Origin of the sequence: Chitinophaga niabensis (genome assembly GCF_039545795.1) — a bacterium.
In the GTDB taxonomy this organism is placed as follows: Bacteria; Bacteroidota; Bacteroidia; order Chitinophagales; family Chitinophagaceae; genus Chitinophaga; species Chitinophaga niabensis_B.
Genome location: NZ_CP154260.1, coordinates 6,786,334 through 6,801,771, shown reverse-complemented (window position 1 = coordinate 6,801,771; position 15,438 = coordinate 6,786,334). Strand labels below are relative to the sequence as shown.

The window sequence follows — 15,438 nt, the reverse complement described above, 5'->3', positions numbered from 1 at the left end:
CGGCATTCAGGGCCATGGCGGCCATTTAAGAGGAAGCAGGACTTTTAATGCAACGGAATTGCTAATTTTAGCCCCTTGATCAGGCATTATCGTTTATGAGACTGACGTTTTCACATGCAGAGCTTGCCCAGACGGCGGAACGCTTCTGGGAAACATTCCCACGCCAGCAGGTATTTGCCCTTAACGGAGAAATGGGCGCGGGAAAGACCACTTTCGTAAAAGCTTTATGCGCAGCCAAAGGGGTGGAAGATACCACCGGCAGCCCTACTTTTTCTATCATTAATGAATACCGTTTTAAAGATGGGGGCTCCCGGGAAAGGATCATTTATCACCTGGACCTCTACCGGCTAAAAAGCCTGCAAGAGGCTGTGGAGGCTGGCGTAGAAGATTGCCTTTATCATCCGGATGCCATTTGTTTTGTAGAATGGCCGGAGATGGTAGCCCCTCTTTTACCTGCAGACACGGTACACCTCTTCCTATCGGTTACACCTGACCATAAGCGGAAACTCATTGCCGGTTCTGCCAACCCGGGTGAATTTGATCTATCCCTTCAATAATAAATGTATCTTTGAAAGAGACCTAACACAATTGTCTACGATTATGGAGCAAAGGCAAAAACCTGTTGTGAGTGCCGGTTTTACTTATTCACCACTGGAAGAAACGCTGGATTATCCACAAAAAAATTCCCGTTTATTCATCGGAATTCCAAAGGAAATTTCTTTCCAGGAAAGCCGGATAGCCCTCACACCGGATGCCGTGAGCATACTTAGCAATAACGGCCATCACATTGTGGTAGAGCATAAAGCGGGGGATGGTTCCCACTTTTACGATACAGACTATTCGGAAGCAGGTGCGGAAATAGTGTATGATAAAAAAGAAGTGTTCAAAGCGGATATCATCGTTAAATCAGCCCCGCTGAATGATGAAGAGATAGAACTGCTACACCCTCACCAGATCGTTATTTCCCCCATCCATCTCTCCATGCTCAAAGTAGAGCAGTTGCAGCAGATGATGAATAAAAGGATCACCCTGCTTTCCTTCGAGAACCTGAAAGACGATTCAGGCACTTACCCCATTGTACGGGCCATGAGTGAAATTGCAGGAGGCGCTGTGATGCTCATCGCAGGCCAGTACCTCAGCAATAGTAATAAAGGCAAAGGCATCCTGCTGGGTGGTATCACCGGTATCCCTCCTACCAAAGTAGTGATCATAGGTGCAGGCATTGTTGGGGAGTTTGCTGCCCGCACGGCATTAGCCCTTGGTTCTTCCGTAAAGGTGTTCGACAATAACATCTATAAACTGAAAAGGCTGCAGAACAACATAGGGGTGCGGATCTTCACTTCCGTGATCCAGCCCCGTGCACTGGCAGAACAATTGCGCAATGCAGATGTAGCCGTGGGAGCCCTTTCTTCCCAAAGCGGGCGTACCCCCATTGTAGTAAGTGAATCCATGGTGAGCAATATGAAAGCCGGTGCCGTGATTGTAGATGTAAGTATTGACCGGGGGGGCTGCTTTGAAACCTCTGAGGTAACCACCCACGAAAATCCCATTTTCAAGAAATACGATGTGATCCACTATTGCGTGCCCAATATCCCTTCCGGATTTGCAGGTACCGCTTCCCAGGCCATCAGTAATGTACTGATGCCTTTGCTGCTGGAAGCTGCAGAGGATGGCGGATTTGAAAACCTGGTATGGATCAAGAGAGGTGTACGCAACGGTATCTATCTCTATAAAGGAGCGCTCACTAATTATCACCTGAGCGAGAAATTCAAACTGAAGTATACAGACCTGGAACTGCTGCTGGCTGTAAAAGGTTAGGGCGCCATTTCTTTCAGGTCCTTTTCCAGTTTCTGGAATACCTTATACATCTTCACATATGGGGATTGCCCTTCTGCGGCCTTGAGACATAACATGCTCCTGAAACGTGCATATAACTCCTTATAACGTGCATCCCCTTCCAGCCGCAGGATCACCAGTTCCCGCATAGTAGCGGTATTGCCATTATTGCCTATTAATTCCGGATGTAATGCTATGGGAGTAGCGGATAACCAGCTGTTCACCTCTTTTAAAGAAGGGAATTCTGCCAGTACCGGCAAGTGATCCTGTACAAATTGCTTCACCTCTTCAGGTGTGCTGAGCTGGATCATTTCCGGCTGCACACGCAGAAGGGTATAGAATTGCTCAGGGTCTCCACCCATAATTTCGATAAAGAACCTTTCTACCCGGGAAAAGCGTTTGAAGAAAGTCAGCCCCTGCAACAGGAAAGCCGTATCGTATTTGAAGAAAACACCTTCAGTTACTTCCTCCCCCTCTTTGATAAGCCTGATCTGCCCTTTTGCTGCCTGCAATTCATAACCTTCTTTCAGCTGAACAGCCTGCTTCAGGGATTCGAGGAATGCATCGTTTTTCATAGGATTCATCACCTGCAATATATAAAAATAATTTATATATCACTCCCTATACGCTCATTTTATAGCCGGCAAAAAAGCCCACTAGGATGATAACACCTACTATAATGCGGTAATAACCCCAGATTTTAAATCCGTATTTCTGTAAAGCACCGATGAAGAACTTGATAGCCAGCATGGCTACAATAAATGCCACCACATTGCCGATCAGCAGGAGTTTGATATTCTCGCTGGAACTCAGCAGCAGGTCGTGGTGTTTTAATATCTTATACCCTGTGGCAGCTGCCATGGTAGGTACGGCCAGGAAAAAGGAAAATTCTGCCGCGGCATGGCGGGTAAGTTTTTGCTGCATACCACCAATAATAGTGGCTGCACTTCTGCTAACGCCTGGGATTAATGCAATACACTGATAGAAACCAATGCGGATAGCCTTGAAATAATCCATCTTTTCATCTGAATCGATGGTAGGGTTCTGGAACCATTTATCCACGAACAGCAGCACAATCCCTCCCAGCAACAGGGCCAGCCCTACTACCTCCGGCTTTTCGAGCATACTATCTATCTGGTCCCCGAACAGGTAACCCAGGATCAATGCGGGTAAAACACCCAGGAACAATTTAAAATAGAAAGCAGGTTTGCTGAAGTTGAAGAACTTTTTCCAGTAAAGTACTACCACCGCCAGGATGGCTCCCAGCTGCACGCACACTTCAAATAATTTGGTGAATTCGTCTTTATTGATGCCCATCAGGCTGCTGACAATGATCATATGCCCGGTGGAAGACACCGGGATAAATTCCGTTAATCCTTCTACTATCGCAATGATAATGGCTTCTGTTGTGCTCATGGTGCTTACAAATAAGAAAAGCGATGAGGAACCCATCGCTATGTTTAAGTTATTTTTTTAACATTATTGTTTTGGCTTGCGCATGATGGCAAAGATCTCTACCACCAGGCCCAGCAGGATTACGATGGGAGCCAGGGTAATACGGCGGAAGCTGTATACTTCCTTAGGATCAAAACGGGTGGGATCATCTCCGCCGCCGCCCATCATCAACAGGAAACCGATCACGATCAGTACCACCCCTGCCAGCATCAGCTGATAATTGCTTTTGCCGAAAAGGCTGCGTTCTTCTGTTGTGTGTTTAATTTCTTTAGACATATCTGCAAATTAACTTTTAATCAATAAAGATCATCCAGTTTCAGTTTCAGGTATTTCATCACGGAGCGGTGTGTGCTTACCAGTGAAATACCAATACCTATCACAATCAGCCCCAGGAACAATAACCCGGTGATGAAGTAATCCCGCATCCCCCTTAAACCGATCAGGCTGGATTCCGCATAGTAGATCAGTACCACCAGGCCGGCAATAGCCAAAAGTGCGCTGAGACCGCCATTAATGATACTCCTTATATCAAAAGGTTTGGCAATAAACCAGCGGGTAGCCCCTACCATTTGCATGGTTTTGATGAGGAAACGGTTGCTGAACATCGCCAGGCGGATGGTGTTGTCGATCAGGAATAATACCACAATGGCCATTACGATACTGATCACCAGGATCACCAGTCCTATCTGTTTGGCCTTATCCAGCACCTCGCTCACCAGGGTACGCTGGTAATAAAGTTCCCGGACCATACTGCGGCCTGCTATATTTTGCTCGATCATCTTCAGACTGTCCGGATGTACATACCGGGCATACAGGCTGATATCGATGCTGGAATATAAAGGATTGAAACCCAGCACGGCGAAATTCTCGTCCGGGTTCTCTTTTTTGAATTTTTCAGCCGCCATCTCTTTGGACACGTACTGGATCTTTTTCACGGCTGGCAGAACGGCCAGTGAATCTTTTAGTAACAAGGCCTGGTTTTCCTTCACATTATCCCGCAGGATCACCTGCAGCTCAATGCTTTCCTTGTAATAATCGCTTAGGTTTTTGGCGTAGATCATGAACAGACCAAGAACCCCAAGCAACAGAAGCACGAGGGTGATGCCTATGATGGAATACAAATAAGAAGGCTTCGATTTCTTAGCTGACGATTTCCCTGATTGAGCCATTCATCTATAGTTTATGGGCGAAAATAATAAAAATTGGCAGTTATGTTTACTTTTGCCCTCCCAAACGGTATTTTAACATTTTTTATTATATAGGTTTTGCGCCGCTTTGGAAATTGAGGAACAAAGATTTAAATTACTGAAAGCGCGCGACAATCAAAGATTTTAGTATGGAATACAATTTCAGGCAAATAGAAAGGAAATGGCAGCAACGCTGGGTGGACACCCAGGCTTATCTTGTCAGCAACAGCAGTACCAAACCAAAGTGTTATGTGCTGGACATGTTCCCCTACCCCTCCGGGGCTGGTTTACATGTGGGGCATCCCCTGGGCTACATTGCCTCAGATATCTATGCCCGTTTTAAACGCCTGAAGGGCTTTAACGTGTTGCACCCCATGGGATATGACGCATTTGGCCTCCCTGCGGAACAATATGCCCTGGAAACCGGTCAGCATCCCGCGGTAACAACAGAAGAAAATATCCAGGCCTTCCGGAAACAACTGGATAATATCGGGTTTTGTTACGACTGGAGCCGGGAAATTCAGACCAGCCAGCCAGCTTATTATAAATGGACCCAGCATATCTTCCTCCAGCTGTTTGACAGCTGGTATAACCGCCATGCCGGAAAAGCAGAGCCAATAGACCTGCTGGTACGCATCTTTGAAGCCTCCGGTAACCATCATCATGAATGCCCCGGAGACCGCAGCATCCGTTTTAGTGCTGAAACCTGGAATGAATCCACTTACGAGCAGCAACAGGAGATCCTGATGCAATACCGCCTTGGCTATCTCGCCTATGCAGAAGTGAACTGGTGCCCTGCATTGGGAACCGTACTGGCTAATGACGAAGTGATCAACGGTGTAAGCGAACGCGGCGGCCATCCCGTACAGAAAAAGAAAATGCGTCAATGGTTCCTGCGCATCACAGAATATGCAGACCGTTTGCTGAAAGGCCTCGATGAGATCACTTTCAGCGATGCCATGAAAGATATGCAGCGCAACTGGATCGGCAAGAGCCAGGGCGCAGAGATCAAGTTCAACATAACTGGTTCCCTCGAAAGCGTGGTAGTATACACCACCCGCCCGGACACCATTTTTGGCGTAGACTTTATGGTAGTGGCCCCGGAACATGAGCTGGTAGACAGTATTACTACTGACGAACAAACAGAAGCAGTCACCGCTTATAAGGAATATGTGCAAAGCCGTTCTGAAAGAGAACGGATGGCAGAAGTGAAACAGATCACAGGTTGCTTTACCGGCGCTTATGCCGTAAACCCTTTTGATGGCCGTAAAATTCCCATCTGGATCTCTGAATACGTACTGGCCGGATATGGCACTGGTGCCATCATGGCTGTGCCATGTGGTGATCAGCGCGACTTCAACTTCGCCAACCACTTCTCCATTCCCATCACCAACATCCTGGGTGATGCGTTTGATGGTAAAGAAGCCAATCCAACAAAAGAAGGCAAACTCTTCAACAGCGATTTCATTACCGGTATGGAAATGAAAGAAGCCATGGAAGCAGTGATCACTAAAATAGAAAACCTGGGGATCGGTAAAAGGCAGATCAATTACAGGATGCGGGATGCCGGATTCAGCCGTCAGCGTTACTGGGGAGAACCTTTCCCCGTAGTATTCCGCAATGGTATTCCGGAAGCGATGGATGTAAAAGACCTTCCGCTGGAACTCCCCCACGTAGAACACTATACACCCGGAGAAGATGGAGAAGGCCCGCTGGCCAATATCAAAGAATGGGTAAACCTGCCTGCAGCACCCGGTTCTTCTTTACGCCGCGAAACCAATACCATGCCCGGTTATGCCGGCAGCAGCTGGTATTTCCTCCGGTATATGGACCCTCATAACACGGAAACTTTCTGCGACCGCAAGATCTCAGATTACTGGGGCCAGGTGGATCTTTATATCGGCGGTACAGAACACGCCGTAGGCCATTTGCTCTATTCCCGCATGTGGACGAAGGTATTGTATGACCTCGGGCATATCGGGTTTGATGAACCATACAAGAAACTGGTGAACCAGGGTATGATACAAGGCAGCTCCCGCCTGGTTTACAGGGTAAGGGGAACCAATCAGTACGTATCCGCAGGTTTGCGTGCACAATATGAAACAGATGAGATCCATGTGGATGTGAATATGGTGGATGGGCTGGAACTGGATACTACTGCCTTCAAAAACTGGCGGCAGGAACTAGCAACCGCGCAATTCATTTTAGAGAACGGCAAATACATCTGCGGAACGCTCACAGAGAAAATGAGCAAACGCCTTTACAATACCGTGAACCCTAACGTGATCGTGGAAAAATTCGGAGCAGATACTTTCCGGATGTATGAAATGTTCCTCGGCCCAGTAGAACAAAGCAAACCATGGGAAACCAAAGGGATTGAAGGGGTACACCGCTTCCTGAAAAAATTCTGGCGCCTTTTCGCAGATGAACAGAAAGGATTAGTAGTAAAGAATGATGCACCCACTGCAGAAGAACTGAAAGTATTGCATAACACCATCCGTAAGATAGAAGAGGATACAGAAAGACTTTCGTTCAACACAGCAGTGAGTACTTTCATGATCTGCGTGAATGAACTCACAGACCTTAAATGCAATAAGAAAGCGATTCTGGAACAATTATTGATCCTCCTTACACCCTACGCACCACATGTTAGCGAAGAGCTATGGTCTTTGATCGGTAACAGCGGCTCCATACTGGATGCACCATTCCCGGTATTTGAAGAAAAATATGTAACAGAAAGTGCGAAGGAATATCCTGTTTCCGTAAATGGTAAACTGCGTACAACCATCAATATTTCGCTGGATGCCAGTACAGAAGAAGTGGAAAAGATAGCCCTGGCAAATGAAGTGATACAAAGATGGCTGGAAGGTAAAACACCGAAGAAGATTATCTTTGTAAAAGGCAAGATGATCAACGTAGTAGTATAAATATATTTAGGGCAGATCGTTGGATCTGCCCTAATTTCAAATACTGATCAAGTCCACATTAAGTCCACGGCATCTCCACATCAAATCCACATTAAGTCCACGGTTCTCTCATGGTTCCTTCGTAGTAGGCTAAAGGTTCACCCTGTTCTCCTCCTCCCTTGACCCTGTACTCCTGCTCCTCGCCGCCTTGATCTTCTGATTCCCGAACTTCCAGGAGAACTGCACATTCACCTTCCTGTTTTCCCAGCGATTCACCCAATGCACCTGTGTGGCATTGTTGAAAATATCTGCATTGAACTGCCGGGTATTAAAAGGATCGGAAATATTCAGGCGGATAGATCCCTTTTCCTTCCACACTGTTTTTTGTATCCCAATGTCTGTACCCCAGTTGGCCCTGTTCTTAAACTGCCCGTCGGGGGAAGGTGTACTGTAATCGATGCTGAACTGCAGCTTGAATTTACGCGGAAGCATAAAAGTAAAATTAGTAGACATCTCAGCACCGGTACCTCTGTTATCAAATGCATTACCGGGTAACTCAGACAAATAACGAGCATACCCTGCCCCTATGCTTGTTTCAGATTCCCACCATTTTGTGATCGGCAGCACTGCAGCTACAGATATATACCCATATTCGGAATGCCCGATATTCTCCGTTTTAGAAATGATCATTTTTGTGGCGGTATCACTGTACAGTAACCCTCCTCTGTACCCTGTGGTATAGTTGAAATATGCGGTGGTGTACAGCCAGTCGTTATAACTATGCTTTAACTGGAACACATGACTGTATTGGGGCTGGAGATAAGGGTTACCAACAATATAGGTATAGGGATCAATCATCCTGATAAATGGGTCCAGCTGCTGATAGGAAGGGCGGCTGATACGTTCCCCGTAACTGAAAGTGAGTTGCTGCCCTTTTGTTAAACGGTATAATATAAACGCAGTAGGGAACAGATCGATGTAGCGGTTGCGCACCAATGAATCCAGCGTGATGCTCAAGCCTTCTGCATCTGTACGTTCTGCCCGCAGGCCGGCCTGGAAGCTCCATTTCTTTTTATCGTAGCTGAAGGTGGCATAAGCGGCCTGTATCCTTTCCGTATAACGGAAATGGCTGGACCGGAGTTTGTCAGGCGTCCATTTATCCTGTAACAATGAATCATACTGCATGTCGCTGTCTGTTTTTACATAACTGACTTTGGCACCTGTTTCCAATTTGGCGGAAGGAGAGAGATACTTTGTATAATCCATTTTTACAGATCCGATCCAGACCTTTGCCGGCGAAAAGTTCCGTATATGCGCTACCTGGTGTTGTGGTTCCAGCCCATCGTCCAGGTAATTAAGGATATACTGATCTGCATCTTTCCGGTAAGTGGCACCATCCACATCTATTACAAAAGAGCTGCCCAGGGTATCTATGTTCGTGAGCAGGTTAAGGTTCAGCCGGTAATTACCAAAACGGTCTTCGCGGTCAGTAAGGGCTGTGAGGAGTGAGGGTTGTATGAATTTATAATCGAAGTCTTTGGTGAGCGCATCTGTTTGGGCTGTGGTAGTATTGGCATTGATATTGGCAATAAGGCCCAACGTGGTTTTGGAAGTAACGGAATAATCAACACCGGCTTTCACTGCATGCCCCTGTGAAAACGGATGCCAGTAGTTCTCGCGGAACAATTTATTCTGATTGCCATTCCCTTTATCCGTTACGCTGTTAAACGTAAGCAGGTTATAAGATTCTGAATAATAGTAATTGTAATTCCCGTACAGGTTAAACTTCCCATGCCGGTAATTCATATTGGCACCTGTGCTTATTTTGCCGTATTTACCCATACCGCCGCCCAGGAATACATTGCCATTAAGCCCCTGTTGCAGGTTCTTCTTCAACCGGATATTGATGATCCCTGAAGAACCTGCTGCATCAAAACGGGAAGAGGGATTGGAAATGATCTCTATTTTGCTCACAATGTCTGCCGGCTGGCTTTTCAGCCACTGCGTAAGTGTTTCTCCGGTAAAGTTGGAGGGCCGGCCATCTATCCAGATCTCTACGCCGGGTACACCCATGAGAATGATATTGTCCTGATGGTCTGCTCTTATTCCCGGCGCCCTCCGCAGCACTTCAAAAATATTGTTACCCGTGGCAATCACACTGTTCTCTACATTCAGCACTGTTTTATCAGCCATCATTTCTATGTAGGGTTTGCGGGAGGTTACTTCCACTCCTTTGAGCGTGGTACCGGAACCCTGCAGTATTAATGTTTTCAGCACCACGTCTTTTTCTGCTGAGAAAACAGGACTGTATGCTTTGCCGCTATTAACCTGGGAAGCAGCCACCAGGTATCGCCCGGGAGTAATACCTTCCAACAGGTAAAAGCCAGCACTGTCGCACACCGTGCCTTTTACCAGCGAAGAATCTTTTGCATGCAACAGTACCACTGTAGCATAGGCGGCATCTTTAACCATTCCTGTCACTTTCACCTGTGCTTTCGCAGATGCTGTAAATAAGAGTACAAGGATGAGGATCTTTTTCATGTTGTAAAAATGTATCAGCGCCTGCAGGGAGAAGGCTACATTTATACCAACCGGCTAATAACTGCGATCAACAGGCAGCAGGGCGTTGGTCGTAAAAAATGGGCAGTTTGTCGAAGCAGGAGGAAATGGGCATTCTCCACGTGGTATTTTTGTTTATCTTAAATTGGTACAGTGAATGCACAAGCAACCATACTAAAACAAAAGCGCTGGCGGCTCCTCAAAGCGGTGATTTTTGTGCTGCTCCTCTTTATGGGGTTTCAGTACTACCTGGATTTTGATGCAGACCTTTCCCTGCTGAACCTCGATTTCACGGTTCTCAAAATGATGATCTTTTTTGTCAACTACTTATGGCTGTACCCAAAGCTCTTCCGTAAAAAACAATACCTGAAATGGGCCATTGGTATATTATTACTCCTTCTCTTTGGGTTGGCGCTGCGTTACACAGTGGAAGAAATTATCTATCCCGCCTACCTGGGGTTCAGGAATTACCATGAAGGCACTACGCTTATCTATTATGCTAAAGACGGTTTTTTCTTTTTAAGCCCCTGGATAATATTCAGTACTGTGTTTGGCCTCGTTGAAGACTGGACAAAAATGAAAAATGACAAACAAGCCCTGGAACAACAAAATACACAGGCAGAACTGGCATTGCTCAAGTCCCAGCTGAACCCTCATTTCCTGTTTAATACGCTGAACAGTATCTATTCACTCGCCTATCAGAAGTCCGATAAAGCACCTGATGCCATACTCAAGCTCTCCGAAGTAATGCGCTATATGTTATATGATTCGGAGGATAAGGTGGTATTGCTCGAAAAGGAATTGCAATACCTGCATAGTTTTGTTGATCTGCAAAAGGCCCGCTTCAAAGAGAATATTTATGTGGACCTGCTGGTGGAAGGCCCTGTTACCAATCAGCTGATCATGCCGGTACTACTCATTGCATTTGTAGAAAACGCTTTTAAACATGGGGTATTGAGTGATCCATCAGATCCGGTACTGATCCATGTTATTGTGGAAGGAAATCATCTGCAGCTGAATGTACAGAACAAGATCAATCATCAATTAAAAGATCAGACCGGGGGAATTGGCTTACCCAATATCCGTCGCCGTCTGGAGCTATTGTATCCAGGCCGGCATACCCTGAACATAAAGGAAAATGATACACACTATATTTGTGAACTGAGCCTGCAACTATAACCACATGCAAAAGATCCGGTGTATTGCGATAGATGATGAATTACTGGCGCTGGATGTAATGGCAGATTACATCCGGAAAATTCCTTTCCTGGAATTGACCGGCACATTTGATAATGTGCTGGAAGCACTACCCCTTGTAGAAAAAGGCCTGGCAGACCTTGTTTTCCTGGACATCCAGATGCCGCAGCTCACCGGCATGCAATTCATGAAGCTCATACAAGGCAAGGCCCGCACTATTCTTACAACAGCCTATTCCGAATATGCGCTGGACAGCTACGATCATGATGCCATAGATTACTTACTAAAACCTATTGCTTTCGACCGGTTCTATAAATCCATCCAAAAGGCTGTAGCCATTTTGCAGCCACAGCAGCAGGATGTTATCCCGGACCGGATGCAGTCTGTGGAAACACCTTCTTACATTTTTGTGAAAACAGATAGCAGGATGGTGAAAGTACTGTTATCTGAGATACTGTTCGTGGAAGGATTGAAGGATTATGTAGCCATCCATACACTTTCAGAGAAGATCATAACACTGCAGAATATGAAGCGTATGGAAGTGATCCTTCCCCTGCCACATTTTGCCAGGGTGCATAAATCCTACCTGGTGTCCATGGAAAAAATAGATGCCATTGAGCGCAGCCGCCTTTTCATCGGGCAGCATGTGATACCAGTGGGAGACACTTACCGGGAAGCCTTTTTCCAGCTGGTAGGCAACGGGCAGGGCTGAACCTTTCCGGAAAGTTTCCATGATCTATCGGAAAAGCTCCCGCAGCTGCGTCCCAAGAAAAACATTCCCTATTTATATGAATGGTTTCCGCAACCGCCAATTCCTTCTTAATTTACCCCCGCAACCAAACAAAACCCGTCTCATGAGATCTATACTTACCGGTTTGCTGGCCACAGCCTTAACCCTGCCAGCCAGCGCCCAAAGCACAGCAACCTATTTTACAACTTACCCTACCTTAACTCCCGATGGCAAAACCGTTGTGTTCAGCTATGAAGGAGACCTCTGGAAAGCAGATGTACAGAACCCTCAGGCAGTGCGCCTCACCGCCATGCAGGGAACTGAAATTGCGCCAAAAGTATCCCCGGATGGCAAATGGATTGCCTTCACTGCCTACCAATACGGCAATGCGGATGTTTTTCTGTTACCTATAGAAGGCGGGGAAGTAAAACAATTAACCGTTCATGAAAGCGGGGACCTGTTAGAGTCCTGGAGCTGGGATTCCAAATCGGTTTATATTTCTTCCAGCCGCGAGGGCAATACCACCAGCTTTAAAGTAAGTATAGAAGGAACTACCCCGGTAAGGGTGTTTGATCATTACTTCAATCTCATACACAATGTAACAGAACATCCCAGCAGTGGTGAACTGTTTTTTAATGACACCTGGGAAAGCAGCTTTGCCGCTAACCGCAAAAGGTATAAAGGAGAATTCAACCCGGATATCCAGTCTTATATTCCTGCTACAAAAGCTTATAAACGTTATACAACATATCTCGGTAAAGACCTCTGGCCTACCATCAACCGTAAAGGAGAGATCTTTTTTGCCTCTGACGAAGGCAATGGAGAATACAATCTCTATACTTTCGTGAATGGCCAGAAAAAAGCCCTGACCAATTTCCCCACCTCTATCAAACGTCCCTCTGCCTCTGCCAATGGCGGCAAAGTGGTTTTTGAAAAAGATTACCAGGTATGGATCTATGATATTGCATCCGGCAAATCAGAAAAGCTGGAGATCAATCTCTTCCGCAACCTTGTTCTGCCCAAAGAGCAGGTATTTGAGGTGCGTGACAAGATCTCTTATTATGATGTATCTCCTGACGGCAAAAAGCTCGCCTTCATTTCCAGGGGAGAGATCTTTGTTTCTGATATAGAAGGCAAATTCATCCGCCAGATCCCCCGCCCTGCAGAACGTGCTGTTCAGGTACAATGGCTGGCAGACAACCGTACGCTTCTTTTCAACCAAACTGTTGATGGTTACCTGAACTGGTTCACCGTTTCTGCAGATGGCAAAGGAACACCCAAACAACACACCAATGATAAAAGGAACAACCGCTCCCTGAATACCAACAAAGACCGTACACAGGCGGTATACCTCAGCGGCCGTGATGAAGTACGGGTAATGGACCTGAAAACACTGGAATCCAAAACCGTTGCAAAGGACGAAATATGGGCCTTCCAGAATGCAGAGCCCAGTTTTTCTCCTAATGGTGAGTATGTACTCTTCACCGCTTACCGCAACTTTGAACAAGACCTGCTGGTGCATAACCTGAAAAAGAATACCACTACCAATCTCACCAATACAGGGGTTACAGAAACATATCCGCTATGGTCTCCTGATGGGAAATATATCTATTTCAACTCTTCCCGCACCAAACCTGCTTATCCTTTTGGTTTGAGCAATGCCAAAGTATACCGCGTTGCATTGGATAAGTTCGATGATCCTTTCCGCGCGGATAAGTTTGATGAGCTCTTCAAAAAAGAAGAGAAGAAAGAGGATAAGAAAGACGAAAAGAAAGATTCCGCCAAACCTGCCCCGGTACCCAATACCATCAATATCAATACTGCCCGGATCATGGAACGGGTGGAAAGGATCAGTCCTGATTTTGGTACACAATATGGCCCGATGCATGTTTCACAAAAGGGAGACAAAACCACTGTTTTCTATATGTCTAACCATGATGGCAGGTTCAATGCCTGGAAAACAGTACTGGAACCATTTGAAGCACCTAAAACAGATAAGATCGCAGGCACGGAATCCGGTGCTGATGAAGTAAAAGAAGTGGACGGCAAATTCTTTGTTCTCGTAGGCGGCAACATTCACAAATTGAATGCAGATGCTAACAAGGTAGACAAAATTGATATCAGCCAATCCTTTTACCGCAATCTCAGCCAGGAATTCGATCAGATCTTCTACGAAACCTGGGCCAATGTGGAAGAGAACTTCTACAATGCAGAATTCCACGGTGCCAACTGGGCTAAACTCAGGGACCAATACAGCAAATATCTGCCTTATGTCAATAACCGGGCAGACCTCCGCACTATGCTGAACGACCTGCTGGGTGAACTGAACTCTTCCCACCTTGGCTTCAATTCTTACGGTGCAGAAGAAAACATTACCCTTAGTTACCGCACCATGGAAACGGGTATCCTCTTTGACCGGAAGCAACCTTACACCGTATCCCGCATCCTGGCAAACAGTAATGCAGATAAGCAAAATATAACTGTGCAAAGCGGTGATGTACTTACCAAAGTGAACGGTGTTGCGGTAGACAAAACCCGCAACAGGGATATCTACTTTACCCGTCCCGCGATGGAAAGAGAGATCACCCTTACATTTGAGCGTGGCGGTAAACCTTACGATGTAAGGCTGCATCCGCAAAGCCCCGGCGCCAATAATACACAGCTCTACGATGAATGGATCTACGGCAATGAGCAGCGGGTGAACAAACTCAGCAATAACAAGATCGCTTACACCTACATGAAGAACATGGGTAGTGGTGAGCTGGAAAAATTCCTCATCGATATGGCTGGTAAGCTCGGCAGCAAAGACGCGCTGATCCTTGACCTCCGTTACAATACCGGCGGAAATGTACACGATGAAGTATTGAAATTCCTTTCCCAACGCCCTTACCTCCAATGGCAATACCGCGAAGGAAAATTATCCCCGCAACCCAACTTTGCTCCTGCAGGCAAACCGATCGTATTACTCATCAATGAGCAATCACTCAGCGATGCGGAAATGACAGCCGCTGGTTTCAAAGCCCTGAAACTGGGTAAGATCATCGGTACGGAATCTTACCGCTGGATCATTTTCACTTCCGGCAAAGGCCTGGTGGACGGATCTTTCTATCGCTTACCATCCTGGGGATGTTATACCCTCGATGGCAAAAACCTGGAGAAAGAAGGCGTAGCACCAGACATCTATGTGAAGACCTCCTTCACCGACCGGTTGGAAGACAAAGACCCCCAGCTGGATAGAGCTGTACAGGAAATACTAAAAGATCTGAAATAAGATATCATGATGAAAGGGCCGGAATTTCCGGCTCTTTCTTTATACGCCAATGCCAGGCTTCAAGAAAATGCACTAAATCACTCACGGCCACTCCCATAGCTCTTAATGCATTCATAATAATATATGCAGGTACCGGATCTGCGGATATCCGTAAAACAATGGGCCGTAACTTTCCTTCTTTACACCACTTTTCATGCCCGCAGGGAATACATCCAAAACGATATCCCTGCTCCTGTAAGAAAGACCGGAAAGCATCCAGGGGAACATCTGATAAAGCAATAAAATTCATGAAGTAAA

At 46.3% G+C, this 15,438-nt stretch carries 12 protein-coding genes; 6 read left to right on the top strand and 6 right to left on the bottom strand.

Translation table 11 applies throughout. The annotated features are described in order from the left end of the window. Nucleotides 1–95: 95 nt before the first annotated feature. Both tsaE and AAHN97_RS27465 read left to right on the top strand, forming a co-directional pair. Nucleotides 96–557 carry a tRNA (adenosine(37)-N6)-threonylcarbamoyltransferase complex ATPase subunit type 1 TsaE gene (gene tsaE / locus AAHN97_RS27470; protein WP_343305268.1) on the top strand — a complete coding sequence of 154 codons (462 nt, stop codon included), beginning with the start codon at nt 96–98 and terminating at the stop codon, nt 555–557. Between the two features lie 43 nt (nt 558–600). Next, the gene (locus tag AAHN97_RS27465) at nt 601–1,818 is read left to right on the top strand and encodes an alanine dehydrogenase (RefSeq protein ID WP_343305267.1); all 1,218 of its coding nucleotides are present in this window, start codon (nt 601–603) and stop codon (nt 1,816–1,818) included. Here the strand turns inward: AAHN97_RS27465 and AAHN97_RS27460 are convergent. The 4 genes from AAHN97_RS27460 to AAHN97_RS27445 all read right to left on the bottom strand — a co-directional run bounded on the left by AAHN97_RS27460 (nt 1,815) and on the right by AAHN97_RS27445 (nt 4,460). Further along, nucleotides 1,815–2,420 carry a hypothetical protein gene (locus AAHN97_RS27460; protein ID WP_343305266.1) on the bottom strand — a complete coding sequence of 202 codons (606 nt, stop codon included), beginning with the start codon at nt 2,418–2,420 and terminating at the stop codon, nt 1,815–1,817. The genes AAHN97_RS27465 and AAHN97_RS27460 overlap by 4 nt on opposite strands. A 37-nt stretch (nt 2,421–2,457) precedes the next feature. Beyond that, nucleotides 2,458–3,252, bottom strand: coding sequence for an undecaprenyl-diphosphate phosphatase (locus tag AAHN97_RS27455; protein ID WP_343305265.1), 795 nt, complete (start codon nt 3,250–3,252; stop codon nt 2,458–2,460). 63 nt (nt 3,253–3,315) lie between these two features. Next, complete coding sequence (locus tag AAHN97_RS27450; RefSeq protein ID WP_074240919.1) at nt 3,316–3,567, bottom strand: DUF3098 domain-containing protein; 252 nt, start codon at nt 3,565–3,567, stop codon at nt 3,316–3,318. 20 nt (nt 3,568–3,587) lie between these two features. Continuing rightward, entirely contained in the window at nt 3,588–4,460 is an 873-nt protein-coding gene (locus AAHN97_RS27445; RefSeq protein WP_074240920.1) for a cell division protein FtsX, read from the bottom strand. Between the two features lie 167 nt (nt 4,461–4,627). Here AAHN97_RS27445 and leuS point away from each other — a divergent pair, with 167 nt between their 5' ends. Beyond that, the gene (leuS, locus tag AAHN97_RS27440) at nt 4,628–7,405 is read left to right on the top strand and encodes a leucine--tRNA ligase (RefSeq protein WP_343305264.1); all 2,778 of its coding nucleotides are present in this window, start codon (nt 4,628–4,630) and stop codon (nt 7,403–7,405) included. 129 nt (nt 7,406–7,534) lie between these two features. Here the strand turns inward: leuS and AAHN97_RS27435 are convergent, their stop codons facing one another. Beyond that, nucleotides 7,535–9,925, bottom strand: a complete 2,391-nt coding sequence (locus AAHN97_RS27435) for an outer membrane beta-barrel protein (RefSeq protein ID WP_343305263.1) — start codon at nt 9,923–9,925, stop codon at nt 7,535–7,537. Nucleotides 9,926–10,096: 171 nt separating this feature from the next. Between AAHN97_RS27435 and AAHN97_RS27430 the strand changes: the two genes are divergently transcribed. The 3 genes from AAHN97_RS27430 (at nt 10,097) to AAHN97_RS27420 (ending at nt 15,141) form a co-directional block, all read left to right on the top strand. Beyond that, nucleotides 10,097–11,122: a sensor histidine kinase gene (locus AAHN97_RS27430; protein WP_343305262.1), complete on the top strand. Its 1,026-nt coding sequence runs from the start codon at nt 10,097–10,099 to the stop codon at nt 11,120–11,122. Nucleotides 11,123–11,126: 4 nt separating this feature from the next. Continuing rightward, a complete protein-coding gene (locus AAHN97_RS27425; RefSeq protein WP_343305261.1) occupies nt 11,127–11,852 on the top strand; it encodes a LytR/AlgR family response regulator transcription factor in 726 nt (241 codons plus the stop codon). 142 nt (nt 11,853–11,994) lie between these two features. Further along, nucleotides 11,995–15,141 carry a S41 family peptidase gene (locus AAHN97_RS27420; protein WP_343305260.1) on the top strand — a complete coding sequence of 1,049 codons (3,147 nt, stop codon included), beginning with the start codon at nt 11,995–11,997 and terminating at the stop codon, nt 15,139–15,141. 4 nt (nt 15,142–15,145) lie between these two features. Here the strand turns inward: AAHN97_RS27420 and AAHN97_RS27415 are convergent, their stop codons facing one another. Then, entirely contained in the window at nt 15,146–15,430 is a 285-nt protein-coding gene (locus tag AAHN97_RS27415) for a hypothetical protein (protein ID WP_343305259.1), read from the bottom strand. Nucleotides 15,431–15,438 lie beyond the last annotated feature (8 nt).

Bases quoted from the DNA above. Each gene is read 5' to 3' on its own strand.
- AAHN97_RS27465 (WP_343305267.1), top strand. From the start codon at position 601: ATGGAGCAAAGGCAAAAACCTGTTGTGAGTGCCGGTTTTACTTATTCA.
- tsaE (WP_343305268.1), top strand. From the start codon at position 96: ATGAGACTGACGTTTTCACATGCAGAGCTTGCCCAGACGGCGGAACGC.
- AAHN97_RS27460 (WP_343305266.1), bottom strand. From the start codon at position 2,420: ATGAATCCTATGAAAAACGATGCATTCCTCGAATCCCTGAAGCAGGCT.
- AAHN97_RS27415 (WP_343305259.1), bottom strand. From the start codon at position 15,430: ATGAATTTTATTGCTTTATCAGATGTTCCCCTGGATGCTTTCCGGTCT.
- AAHN97_RS27435 (WP_343305263.1), bottom strand. From the start codon at position 9,925: ATGAAAAAGATCCTCATCCTTGTACTCTTATTTACAGCATCTGCGAAA.
- AAHN97_RS27455 (WP_343305265.1), bottom strand. From the start codon at position 3,252: ATGAGCACAACAGAAGCCATTATCATTGCGATAGTAGAAGGATTAACG.
- AAHN97_RS27420 (WP_343305260.1), top strand. From the start codon at position 11,995: ATGAGATCTATACTTACCGGTTTGCTGGCCACAGCCTTAACCCTGCCA.
- leuS (WP_343305264.1), top strand. From the start codon at position 4,628: ATGGAATACAATTTCAGGCAAATAGAAAGGAAATGGCAGCAACGCTGG.
- AAHN97_RS27445 (WP_074240920.1), bottom strand. From the start codon at position 4,460: ATGGCTCAATCAGGGAAATCGTCAGCTAAGAAATCGAAGCCTTCTTAT.
- AAHN97_RS27425 (WP_343305261.1), top strand. From the start codon at position 11,127: ATGCAAAAGATCCGGTGTATTGCGATAGATGATGAATTACTGGCGCTG.
- AAHN97_RS27450 (WP_074240919.1), bottom strand. From the start codon at position 3,567: ATGTCTAAAGAAATTAAACACACAACAGAAGAACGCAGCCTTTTCGGC.